Annotated in this window: 6 protein-coding genes and 1 rRNA gene; all 7 read right to left on the reverse strand. The window is 62.3% G+C overall.

The genetic code is table 11. From position 1 onward, the window contains the following. Positions 1-600 precede the first annotated feature (600 nt). The 7 genes from Q1V60_RS10290 to rrf all read right to left on the reverse strand — a co-directional run bounded on the left by Q1V60_RS10290 (position 601) and on the right by rrf (position 12,500). Positions 601-1,092 (reverse strand): OmpA family protein, encoded by a 492-nt coding sequence (locus tag Q1V60_RS10290; RefSeq protein ID WP_300629965.1) that lies wholly within the window; start codon positions 1,090-1,092, stop codon positions 601-603. A gap of 4 nt (positions 1,093-1,096) precedes the next feature. Beyond that, positions 1,097-2,359: a diguanylate cyclase gene (locus tag Q1V60_RS10295; protein WP_300629966.1), complete on the reverse strand. Its 1,263-nt coding sequence runs from the start codon at positions 2,357-2,359 to the stop codon at positions 1,097-1,099. Further along, positions 2,356-2,922: a YfiR family protein gene (locus Q1V60_RS10300; RefSeq protein WP_300629968.1), complete on the reverse strand. Its 567-nt coding sequence runs from the start codon at positions 2,920-2,922 to the stop codon at positions 2,356-2,358. The genes Q1V60_RS10295 and Q1V60_RS10300 overlap by 4 nt, the downstream gene beginning before the upstream one ends. Before the next feature lie 139 nt (positions 2,923-3,061). After that, entirely contained in the window at positions 3,062-5,131 is a 2,070-nt protein-coding gene (gene recD, locus Q1V60_RS10305; RefSeq protein ID WP_300629970.1) for an exodeoxyribonuclease V subunit alpha, read from the reverse strand. Beyond that, positions 5,128-8,799, reverse strand: a complete 3,672-nt coding sequence (recB, locus tag Q1V60_RS10310; RefSeq protein WP_300629972.1) for an exodeoxyribonuclease V subunit beta — start codon at positions 8,797-8,799, stop codon at positions 5,128-5,130. The genes recD and recB overlap by 4 nt, the downstream gene beginning before the upstream one ends. Continuing rightward, positions 8,796-12,248 (reverse strand): exodeoxyribonuclease V subunit gamma, encoded by a 3,453-nt coding sequence (recC, locus tag Q1V60_RS10315; RefSeq protein ID WP_300629974.1) that lies wholly within the window; start codon positions 12,246-12,248, stop codon positions 8,796-8,798. Before recC ends, recB begins: the two co-directional genes overlap by 4 nt. 136 nt (positions 12,249-12,384) lie before the next feature. Beyond that, positions 12,385-12,500: ribosomal RNA gene (rrf, locus tag Q1V60_RS10320) — 5S ribosomal RNA — on the reverse strand. Between the last annotated feature and the right edge of the window lie 23 nt (positions 12,501-12,523).

Genomic DNA, 12,523 nt, shown 5'->3' on the forward strand with positions numbered 1-12,523 from the left:
GCTTGCTCCCGCTGGGTAGCAAAGCGCCCGCAGAAAATGGGACTGCTACGCAGTCCAGCGGGAGCAAGCTCCCTCGCCACAGTATCGCGTTCCTTCTTGACTGACGGGGCGTAAGGGCATGCCCGTCCCACATTGCATCGCATCGCATTGCATCGCGGGAGATGCGCTTTGCGGACTGAGTGCGCTGCGCATTCAACCGTGGAGGGGCATGCCCTGAAGCCAATCGGTCAAGCGCTAGAGCGGGCAACCTGTGACCTTTGGCGAGGGAGCTTGCTCCCGCTGGGTAGCAAAGCGCCCGCAGAAAATGGGACTGCTACGCAGTCCAGCGGGAGCAAGCTCCCTCGCCACAGTATCGCGTTCCTTCTTGACTGACGGGGCGTAAGGGCATGCCCGTCCCACATCGCATCGCATCGCATCGCACCGCATTGCACCGCATTGCACCGCACCGCATCGCATCGCATTGCACCGCATCGCATCGCATCGCACCGCACCGCACCGCATTGCACCGCATCGCATCGCATTGCACCGCATTGCATCGATTGCATCGCATTGCACCGCATCGCATCGCATCGCATTGCAGGTTGAGGCGGGTGGGAGGTCTTAGTCCGCGATGACCACAATCGACACGCGCCGATTCTCGGTGCGCCCCGCCGTGGTTGTATTCGCCGCCACCGGCTCGCTGCTGCCCAGGCCGCGCAGTTGGACGTTTTGTTCTTTCATGCCAACGCTGATCAGCACCTTGCCCACACTTTCAGCACGGCGCAGGGACAACGCCTGGTTGTAGAGTTCTTTGCCCGACGCGTCGGTGTGGCCGTCGACGCGCACGCGTTGGATGCCTGCGCCGACCAGGGCCTTGCCGATGCGTTCGACGATGTCGGTGCTGGGCTGGTTGAGGGTTTCGACGTCGCTGCCAAACAGCACTTTGCCAGACAGGCCAAAGGCCCAACCTTCGTCAGTCAGCTCGAAGCCCTGCTGCTTGAGCACGGCGACCTGCGCCGGGCTCAGGCCTTTTGGCGGTGCGCTCTGGCAGCCGCCGAGGGCCAGGCAAGCGAGAAGTAAGGTGATGAATAGAACGCGTGGGTTAGAGAACAAGGGGTTAGCTCCTGTGCTGGACGTTGACGACGGGGCGCTCCGACTCCGCCGTTTGCTGGCTGCCCAGGGACAGCCGCTTGGCCTGGTACATCGCCGCGTCGGCGGCATTGAGCAAGGTGCCGGGAGTGGCGCCATGATCGGGATAAAGGGCGATGCCGATGCTGAGGGAGGTCGACACCTGGGTGTTGCCGGGCAGCGGGATCGGCTGGTCCATGCTGGCAATGATCTTGTCGGCGATGCGTTGCGCATCTTCGGTTTTTTGCAACGGCGCGAGCAGGATGGCGAATTCATCGCCGCCCAGGCGGGCCACCAGGTCATCTTCGCGCAGTTGTGCGCGCACGCGGTCGGCAACGGCCACCAATACAGCGTCGCCGGCTGCGTGGCCGAAGTTGTCGTTGATGTCTTTGAAACGATCGCTGTCGAGAAACAGCACCGCCACCCGCTCATTGGCCTTGGCGGCGCTGCGCAAGGCTCGAATCAACCGGGCCTCGAAGACCGCACGGTTAGGCAGGCCGGTGAGGCTGTCGTGGCTGGCTTGGTGGGCAAGGGTTTCGTTTTCGCTTTGCAGGTGGCTCTGCCAGGCTTCCATCTCGCCCAGCAGGGCGTTGAAGTCGCTGCCCAGGCTGTCGAGTTCGGCGATTCGCGCCGGAGGGACGCGGCGGTCGAAGTCACGCTCGCTGCGGGCGGCGTGGGCCACGGCGGCGAGGCTTTGCAGCGGCTCGGTAATACCTTTCAACAGGCGCCGCGCCAGGTGCAGGGCTACCCAGGCGCTGAGCGCCGTGCAGATCACAATGCCCGCCAAGCCGCTGAGCAAGAAGCGCAACAGGCTGCCGCCATGACCGGTCAAGTGGATGCTGCCGACCGTTTGCCCTTGATGCATGATCGGCTGGCTGATGGGTTGCTCAAGCAAGGCATGCGCCAGTTCGAGTTCAATCCGTGACAACATGCCGGTGTTCGGCCGCACCCATTGCGCCAGGGGTTTGCCACTGGCGTCGAAGACTTCGGCCTGGGCCACCTCTTCGGTCGACGCGATCAGGCTCAGCGCTTCCGTGGCGGCGGCGCTGTCGTCGAACACCACGGCCGCTTCCACGGTGTAATTGATCGAGCGTGCGATCAAATGCAGGTTATGTTCGGCGTACACCCTCAGCGCCAACACGCCGAGCAGGGTCAGGGACACGCTGGCCAAGGTCACTGCCACCAGGGCCAGGATCATGTGCCCTCTGCCGATGACCGAACCCAGGGTCGGTCGCGTTTTAACCGGCTTCATGGCGCCGGCGCTCGACGGCGCGACAGTTGCAGCACGCTGGGGTGAATGCGTACGCCGCTGCGGGCCACGGAATCCAGGTTCACCTCAAACGACACTTGCGCATCACTCACCCGCAGGCAGAACAGGCTCCCCACGGTGCAGTGGTCGCCGCCTTCGCTGATGCTGAGCACCGGGTGGCCGATCAACGAGGCAAACAACGCGGTGCGTTCGTCAGCGCTGAGTTTGCCGATGTAAACGGCGTCGCAGGCACTGACGATATCGGGATTGCTCGCCAGCAGGCGTCGCACTGCCACCGGACGCCCGGTAGCCTGGGTGGTGCCTTTGATCAAATCGTCGGTGTATTGGGTGGGCCCGACGATGCACAAGCGCAGTTGCGCAGGCTCCACCGGCCAACGGGCATAACTGAGGATACCGAGCACGACTTGGGTGACCGCCTGGGCGCGCTGCTCAGCCAGGCTGGACGTTTGCGCCCACGCCTGCGGAGCGAGCAGGCACAGCACTGCCACCTGCAACAGGCGTCTCCAGCTCCAACTACGCTCTGTGGGCGAGACGGCCACGTTCATGCAGCTATTCTCTCAAGAAGTTTCAAGGTGATGCCGCAACGATAGCACAGCAACGAAAAACCCCACGAAGCAGGGCTTCGCGGGCTGAGTATTTTTTCAGAAAAATCAGGCACCTGGATCAGAAATATTACATGACCGATCAGTCAGTTTTATCGGCCGTGGCGTCCAACTCCAGCATCAGCCCGCTCAAGCGTTTGACCCTGCGCCGTACGGCCTCTTCAAATACCCCGGCACGCGGCTCGATCAGGCTGAACCAGCGCTTGGCACGCGTGATACCGGTGTAGATAAGTTCTTTGGTGAGTACCGGGTTCAACGCGTCCGGCAGGATCAACGCGGTGTGGGTGAACTCCGAGCCCTGGGATTTGTGCACGGTCATGGCATAGACCGTTTCCACGTCGTTGAGCCGGCTGGGCAGCACGAAGCGCACGCCACCCTGGCCGTCATTTCGCGGGAAGGCCACGCGCAGCACCTGAGGGCCACCGTCGCTTTCGGGCAGTTTCAAAGCGATGCCGATATCACCGTTCATCAAGCCCAGACCATAGTCGTTACGGGTCATCAACACCGGGCGACCTTCATACCACTGCTCGTCGCCCTCGATCAGCCGTACCTTGCGCAAGGCGGCGGTAATGCGCAGGTTCAACCCTTCGACGCCCCAAGGGCCTTTGCGCACGGCGCAGAGCAGTTGGAACGCGTCGAAGGCCTGCAGCAGTTGTTGCGCCCAGTGGGTCCAGGCGTCGTCGTCACGCGGAGTATCCGGTGCAGGGCGCGCCGACCGCAGCAAGTTCAGGTAATAGCGATAGCCCTGGGCTCCTTCGCCCTGTCCGTCCAGCACCAGGCGCTCAAGCGCGTGATCATGCTCGCCCTTGAGGCTGAGACAAAACAGGTCGTCATGAGTACGTGCGGCCAGCAGCTTGCGCGCTTGTTCAGGGTTCTGCTGATTCACCCAGCGCGCCAGTTGGCCGATGCCGCTGCCCTCGCCGAAACGACGCGAGTAGCGCAGCATCACCACCTGCTGGGCCAGGGGATGACTGCCGTCGAGGTCTTCCTGCAAGCCGCTGTTGCCCAGGTCTTCAGCGCTGACCGCTTGCAGCCATTGGCGAGTGGCCGGGCTGTACCAACCGGCCTCGGCATCGCGGCACAAATCGCCCAGCACGGCGCCCGCCTCTACCGACGCGAGCTGGTCCTTGTCACCCAGCAGCACCAAGCGAGCGTGGGATGGCAAGGCGTCGAGCAGGTTGGCCATCATTTCCAAATCGATCATCGAAGCTTCGTCCACCACCAGCACATCCAGTGGCAGTGGGTTGCCGACGTGATGACGAAAGTGTCGAGTGCCAGGGCGGCTGCCCAACAAGCGGTGAACCGTGGTGACCTGGGTCGGGATTTTTTCGCGCACATTGTCGGGGACTTTCAGCGACAGCACTTGCTGGCTGATGGACTCGGTGAGACGCGCGGCGGCTTTACCGGTGGGCGCGGCCAGGCGGATGCGCAACGGATTGCCGCTTTCCACGGCAGGCGCCTGCAACAGCGCGAGCAGGCGTACCACGGTGGTGGTCTTGCCGGTGCCCGGGCCGCCAGTCACGATGCTGAATGCGCCACGGGTGGCCAGGGCACAGGCCAGTTTTTGCCAGTCGATCACGCCATCGGGCGCGGGTTGATCGAACAAACCGTTCAAGCGCTGCGGCAAATCGGCGGCGACGCTTTCGTGGCTGGCCAGCCGCAGGCGCAGGGCGCTGTCGATGCGCCGTTCATAAGCCCAATAACGGCGCAGATACAGGCGTTTTCCGGACAGAACCAACGGGCGGCTTTGGGCCGGCTCACTGCCATCAATGGCCAGCGCGACCAAACGGCTGGAAGCCAGGGCATCACACCAGTGAGCGCCGTCCAAACCCTCGAGCAATTGCGACGGCAACAGCATCGCGCCGGTTTGCAGATCGCCTTCGGGCGGCAGTGACAAGGCAAAGTCCGGCGCCTTGAGGGTTTCGAACAGGTCGAGGCACACATGGCCGTGACCCAGTTGGTGGCTGGTCAATGCCGCCGCCAGTAGCACCAAGGGATCAGCCTGGGGGTCAAGCTCATGCAGGAAGCCGACGAACGCTTTGTCCAGGGCACGCAGCCAGCCACGATCGACCCAGCGCTCCAGCAGTTGCACCAGGTCGGCGGCACGGCTGAGCGGCGTCAGTTCCTCCAGCAGTAACGGCGACAGGCTCATAGCAGCACTCCTTGTTCCCAGGCGGGCTCGGGTTTGGGTGGAATAGGCTTGCCTTGGAACAACAGATCCAGCCCTTCGATCAACTCACGCGGTGGCCGGGTGAAGTACGCGCCCTGGCTCGCCGCCTGTGTACCGCGAAGGAACAGGTACAGAGCGCCGCCAATGTGGCGCTCGTAGTCGTAATCGGGCAGGCGCGCCTTGAGTTGGCGGTGCAGGGCCAGCAGGTAAAGCACGTATTGCAGGTCATACCGGTGCTCGAGGATCGACTGTTCCATGGCTTCCAAGGTGTAGGCCGAATCGTCAGGGCCGAGCCAGTTGGATTTGTAGTCAGCCACGTAATAACGGCCATCGTGCTCGAAGGTCAGGTCGATAAAGCCTTTGAACATGCCGTTGAGCAATACCGGTTCGGCCGCCACGCGGGAGACACCGTTGTGGGTGTACTGGCACACCAGTTTGTCGAGGGCGAGCACGTCGACCTTGTGGCTGGCGAACCAGAACTCCATTTCGATCTGGTATTGCTGCAGCGCGCTGAAGCTGACCCGGTCGTCGTACAGGGGCAGCGGCACTTGCAACAGGTGGCCAAGCCAAGCGCTGAGCGTGACGATCCAGCCTTCCCAATTGCGGCGGTTGCAACGGGCGCCAACGGCTTTTTCAATGGCCTCGGGGCTCACATTGAAACCTTCTTCACCGGCCCATTCCAACAAGCCATGAAGGAAGGTCCCTGGATTCGGGCCGCGTGGGAATCGATGAATATCGCCGCCGGACGCCGCCACTTCCCGCGGTGCGTCGGGATCAAGGCGTTCGTCATCGAACAGCTTCTGAGCTTGAGGGCTTTCAGGCGCTTCAAGATTCGCGGCGCTCATGCTGTCGCCAATGCGCAAGGCGCTGTAGGAGGCAATCCACCAGTTCTCCGCCGCTTTGCGTTTGGGCAGCAGCGGGGCCAGCAACGTGGCTTCGTTGCGCGGCGGATGGAATACGATGCCTTGCGCTTGCGGCACGTGGGCATAGCTGATTGCCGGGCACCCCTGCTTCACATCCATCAACCAGCGCGCCAGGCCGGCGGACTCGCCCAACGAGGCACCGGCGCCAAGCAGATAGCCCAACGCCGACAGGTGCAGCACGGAGCTGTTACTGTTGCCGCGCTTGAGGTCGGCGATGCCCAGCCAGCAGGCATGTTTGGCGCGGGTCAGGGCGACATACAGCAAGCGCAGGTCTTCGGCCAGGCGCTCATCGTCGGCCTGGGCGATCAACGCGGCGGTAGGCCGCAGACTGACGTGGGATCTGCCCTGCTCGTCGTGGTAATGCAGCGGCAAGCGAGTGCCGTCCACCGGTTTGGCCGAACAGATGAAGGGCAGGAACACCAGATCGTATTCCAGCCCCTTGGATTTGTGGATAGTCACCACTTTGACCAGTTGCTCATCGCTTTCCAGGCGCAGGATCTGTTCTTCACCGGCCTGGCCAGACAACGCCAGATGCTCAGCAAGATGGCGAATCAACGCCTGTTCGCCGTCCAGTTCGGACGCGGCCTGTTGCAGCAGCTCACTGAGGTGCAACAGGTTGGTCAGCACGCGCTCGCCATCGCTACGGGCGATCAGGATTTGCGGCAGCTTGAAGTCATGCAGCAGCCGACGCAGCATCGGCAGCACGCCTTGGGTGCGCCAGATCGAGCGGTAGCCACGGAACTGCATGACGCGGCTTTCCCACGCCAGTTCGTCCTGGTTCAGACGCTCCAACTCCGCCAGTGACAGGTTCAAGGTGACACAGGCCAGGGCCGCGCGCAGCGGGCGTTCGACGTCCGGCTCGGCGCAGGCTTTGAGCCAGGCCAGCAGGTCGTGGGCTTCCTGGGCGGCGAAGACCGAGTCTTTATCCGACAGGTACACACTGCGCACGCCCCGCGCCGCCAGCTCAGCGCGCACGGCGTGGGCTTCCTTGCCATCTCGCACGAGGATGGCGATGTCTGACGGCAGCACGCCTTTGAACGTGTCGTCTCTTACAAAGCCAGCGGTGCCCTGCTGCCCGCCATTGAGCAATTCGACAATTTGGGTGGCGCACGCGGCCGCCAGTTGTTGGCGATAGACCCCATTGGCAATCGGCTGGTCGGTGGCCAAGTGCCAAAGGTTCATCGCCGGTAGCGCTTGGCCGTCGACTTGCAGCTGTTCTTTGCGACCTTGGGACAGCACCGGGTGAAACGGCACCGGGTTATGGCCATCGGCCTCGCGAAACAGGAAGGCGCCCCGGCCTGTTTCCGCACGCTGGAACACATGGTTCACCGCCTCGACTATCGCGTGGCTGGAGCGGAAGTTGGTGCCCAAGGTGTGATGGCGGCCGGTGGTGGATTGCCGGGCGCGCAGGTAAGTGTAGATATCGGCTCCCCGGAAGGCGTAGATCGCCTGTTTGGGGTCGCCGATCAGGAACAGGCCGCTGTCCAGGTGGTTTTCTTCGATGCGGTAAATGCTGTCGAAGATGCTGTATTGCACCGGATCGGTGTCCTGGAATTCATCGATCAAGGCCACCGGGAATTGCTCACGGATCACACTGGCGAGGCGCTCGCCGCCGTCGGCCTGGAGCGCGGCGTTGAGGCGGATCAGCATGTCGTCGAAGCCCATTTCAGCGCGGCGCCGCTTCTCTTCTTCGAAGCGCTTGCCCACCCAGGCGGCGGCGTGTTGCAACACGGCGGCGTCCGGGGTTGGGAGTGCGTCGAGGGCCGCTTTGAGACCGGCCATGGCATCGATGCCGGGATGCCGTGGTGGCTCGCCTTTCCAGGCTTCGGCCATGCCATCGGGGGTCAGCCGGGTAAACCCGGTGCCGATATCCAATTGTTCCAAGGTTTCGTCGGCGGCCCAGGCACTGATTTTTTCAAACCAGGGCTCGAAGTAACGCGCCTGCATTTTGCGCCCATCGACCGTTTTGGCGGCGACGGCTTGCAGGCACAGATCACGCAGCTCGGCGGCCCATTGCTGCCAGGGTGCTTTGATGTTGGTCAACGCCTCGCGACGCTCTTGCAGGCAGGCGGTGATGATTTCGGTCGGCTCGCGACTGTCCTCGGCCGGCCGCTCACTGCCGAACAACGCACGCACCCGTGGCATCAAGGCGGCCGGGCCGCCCCAGTTGTTGCGCACCCAGTTGAGCGCGTCGTCGTGCATCGGGTAGCAAAACAGTCGCCAGTAGTCGCGCAGCACTTCACCGAGCAGGTCGCTGTGGTCGGTTTCCAGGGTCTGGGTAAACAGACTGCCGCTGTCGAAGGCGTGTTCGCGCAGCATGCGCTGGCACCAGCTGTGGATCGTCGAAACAGCCGCTTCGTCCATCCATTGCGCAGCGATGTCCAGCCGATTGGCGCAGGCGGGCCACTGTTCCTCGGGGTATTGGTGACGCAGGTCGGCGATCAAGGCGTCGGGCTGCTCGATTTCGCCACGGAAGAACCGCGCGGCCTCCGCCAGGCGAATGCGGATACGTTCACGCAGCTCCTTGGTGGCGGCGTCGGTGAAGGTCACTACCAGGATTTGCGGCGGCAGCAGTTCGCGACCGAAGCCGGACTTCTCGCCACCGTTGCCGAGAACCAGGCGCAGGTACAGGGCTGAAATCGTGAAGGTTTTGCCGGTGCCGGCGCTGGCTTCAATCAGCTGGCTGCCTTTGAGCGGGAAGGCTAAGGCCAAGGGCTTGTTGCTCATACGCCGGCCTCCTCGCTGGACAGTGAGCGCCACGGGGCATTGATCAGGGGGCGATACAAGGTTTCACACCAGCCTTCGAATTCTTCGCTGGCGACCAGCGTGGCGTAGTCGGGAAACTGACGGGTGAGCGCGGGCGTTTCGCGGCGTTCACCGTCGGTAGTGATGCCGTCCCCTTCGTAGGCTTTGCTGGCAGCGGCTTGGGCTTTGGCCGGATCGGTCTGGCCGAGCCAGGCAATGGCGGTTTTTACCGCGACGGGCAGCGGTTTGCTCATGCCGGTGTGCCAGGCGAGCAGCAGGTCAGCAAGGACGTTCTGAGCGGTGGATGTGTCCAGCGGGGCCAGTAGCAAGGTGTCGTCACTTGCCACCAGGCCGGTACTCAGCGGCACGCCACATGCACACGCGACCACATGATTGACCCAGGGGCGAATCAGACGGTGCCATTTGCGTGTCTTGATCGAGCCGATGCTGTTAGGGATGGTGGTAACGCTTAACAATCCGCCATCACTGCGTCGATGCAGGCCGCTGATCCAGCCTTCGAGTTGAATGCCTTGATACTCAAAACTGATCGGTTCAGCGCCGGTATGCGGGGTTGGCCAGAGCGCCAGGAGTTGTTGGTAGCGCTGCAGCAGGTCCGGCAACGGTTCGATCAGCTCGTTGCGCAGGCATTCGCCGAAACCGACCATAGGCAGCAGGCCACTGCCTTGCAGGCGCAAGGCTTGGGCGGTGAGGGCTTGATCGGGCTGGTCGGGCCGCGTCAGTGCCGCGCTTAGCAGGCTGTCGCTGAGGTTGTAGCGTTGCAGTGCGTCGAGGACGAAGGGTTCTTCGTCGGCCAGCGGTACTTCGGCGGCTTCGAAGAACACTTTCAGACGTTGGCTGAAGAAGTGTTTTACCGGATTGCGCAGAAAATCCTGCAACTGGCCAAGACTCAGAGGCTCTTCCTGATGGTGCGGTGGCAAGGCGTGGTCATGCGCCATCGCGACTGGGGCTTCGTGTAGCAACTGCCATTCGCGGGCGTAACTGAACAGCGGGTCGCCTTCATGGAAGTAGCGGGCACTGAACGGTTGGAGCGGGTGTTCCTGAGTCATTGCATCGATCAGGGGTTCGTCGCTTTGAGCGTTATGCCAGCCACTGGCAAGATGGTCGCGCAGTTGGCCGATCAGCACTGAGGCCGGGCGATCGCTGTTGTCACGGATGCTACGGCCGACCCAACTGATATAGAGCTGGTCGCGCGCGGACAGCAGGGCTTCCAGCAGCAGGTAGCGATCGTCTTCACGGCGGGAACGATCGCCTGGTCGGTAATCGCTGCCCATCAGGTCAAAGTCCAACGGGGGCTGGGCACGCGGGTAGTCGCCGTCGTTCATGCCGAGCAGGCAGACCAGCTTGAACGGGATCGCGCGCATGGGCATCAGGGTGCAAAAATTGACCGCCCCGGCGAGGAAGCGCTGGGACAGGCGCCCTTGGTCAAGCCCCGCCAGCCACGCCTCGCGGACCACAGTGAGCGGTAATTCATCCTGCAGACCGACGGATTCGCAGGTTTCCAGCCAGGTCTCTCTTAATTGTTCGAGCTGGCCTAGCAAGTAGTCGTCGTGCTCACTGCTGGGCAGGAAAAATAGCTGCATCAAGCGTTGCAGACGCTCGCCCCACGCTTGGGGAGGTGCGGGTTGCGAGAGCGCTTGATGCGCGTCGTTAAGAGCGTCGAGCAGGGCGACCAGTGGCCCAATCAGCGCCGCATCAAGCCCACCGATCTCGTCGTAGGGCTCGATGCCATCGCACGCGACACCGGTGCCGACGGCGTAACCCAGCAGCATCCGCCGCAGGCCGAATCGCCAGCTGTTCTGCTCCAGATCATTGGGCAGCCCCAGGCCGGCACGCTGCTCGGCGTTGAGCCCCCAGCGGATGCCCGCGCCTTCAATCCAGCGATGCAGTGTCGGCAGGTCGCGCTCATTGATGGCGAAACGTTCGCGCAGAGCAGGAACATCCAACAGGTCGAGAATCTCGCTGACAGGGAATCGGCTGTCGGGGAGCTTGAGTAGGTGCTCAACCGCGATCAACAGCGGGTCACGGCCGCGTTGGCCCTGGTCTGTCAGGGTGAAAGGAATGAAGCGTGGGTCATTTCGTTCCAACTGGCCGAAAACCGCGCGAATGTGCGGTGCGTAGCTGTCGACATCGGGGACCATGACGATGATGTCCCGAGGGCGCAATAAAGGGTCTGCGCTGAAGCGTTGAAGCAATTGGTCGTGGAGAATCTCCACTTCGCGTTGGGCGCTGTGGGCAATGTGAAAGCGAACGGATGAGTCGCTTTTGAGGTTGACCGCAGGCCACAGCTCACGGGTCTCATCGAGTGGCCGCAGCTCGAGGATATCGTCCTGGAGTTGGTTGAGCAGCGTGGTGGGTTCGCTGTCGCTGAACAGGTCGATACGACCATCACGGAAGGCCGCGCGGTAGCTGTTGGGGTCGTCATAACTGTCCAACAGGCTGATGTAGTCACGGCCCTGCTTGCCCCAGGCGGCGAGCAACGGATGAGCGTGCTGATGCAAAGTCTGTGGATCAATGGTGACGGGCATGCCGGCTTTGCGCGCTTGGCGCTTGTATTCGTTACGCAGCAGGTCCTTGTCGGCCACGATGTCCGACCAATGATGGCGGCAAGGGTTGTGCACGCACAGCAGTACTTGGCTGAAACGGGCCAGGCCCGCCAGTGCTTCGAGCGCTTGGGCGGGCAGGGATGAAATGCCAAAAACGATCACTCGAGAAGGTAAGCCAGGAGGCGCTTGCTCAAGTGTGTTGATGCGTTCGATAAAGCGCTGGTGAACGCCAGCACGGCTCTCGGCCATGCCCTGCACGCCTACGTCGAGCAGCAATGCGCGCCATAACTCTGCCTGCCAACAGTTGGCGGCGTTAAGGGGTTTGGATTCGCCGCGCCCGTTGCGTAACTGATGGCGTCCTGCCGCCCAGTCTTCCAGCCAGTCGGCGCGATACACCTGATATTGGTCGAACAAGTCGGCCAGGCGCTCGGCGAGCTGGTAGCGTTTTCGCAGGTCGGTGTCGTGGGTCAGGAAACGTTGCAGCGGCTCGAAGTGTGGTTGGTCGATAAGCTCCGGTAGCAGACGCATGAGTCGCCAAGTCAGCGGGGCCTTATCAAGCAAAGACTTAGGGGGGATTGCGTCGCGGCCCAATACCATGCGATAGAGCTGCCACATGAAGCTGCCGGGCAATTGCACATCGATAGCTGCTGCAATCCCGCAGCCTCCCATATCGTCCTCTTGCGGATCCTCAGCCAGGGCAAGCTTGAGCCATTGGGCGATGCCGTTGCTTTGGACCAGAGCGATTTCATTTTCCAAAGGCGCGAGGGGATAACGACGCATCCAACTGACTACCAGGCTGCGCAACTCGTCCAGGCGGTTGCCGTGAACCACCATGAATCCAGCGCTGAGGGGCGTCGCACCCGGCATAACGGTTTCCTTGGAAAGCAAGAATCTAGGCGTGGACTTTAGCACTGAAGAGCGCCGCAATGAGCGTCGTGGCACTTTTCGACCGCCCAAAACAAAACCCCTGTTTGCGCAAGCAAACAGGGGTTCTGGAATTTAATCTTGACGATGACCTACTCTCACATGGGGAAACCCCACACTACCATCGGCGATGCATCGTTTCACTGCTGAGTTCGGGATGGGATCAGGTGGTTCCAATGCTCTATGGTCGTCAAGAAATTCGGGTACTGAGTCGTGGC

The organism is Pseudomonas sp. (genome assembly GCF_030147005.1).
Taxonomy (GTDB): Bacteria; Pseudomonadota; Gammaproteobacteria; order Pseudomonadales; family Pseudomonadaceae; genus Aquipseudomonas.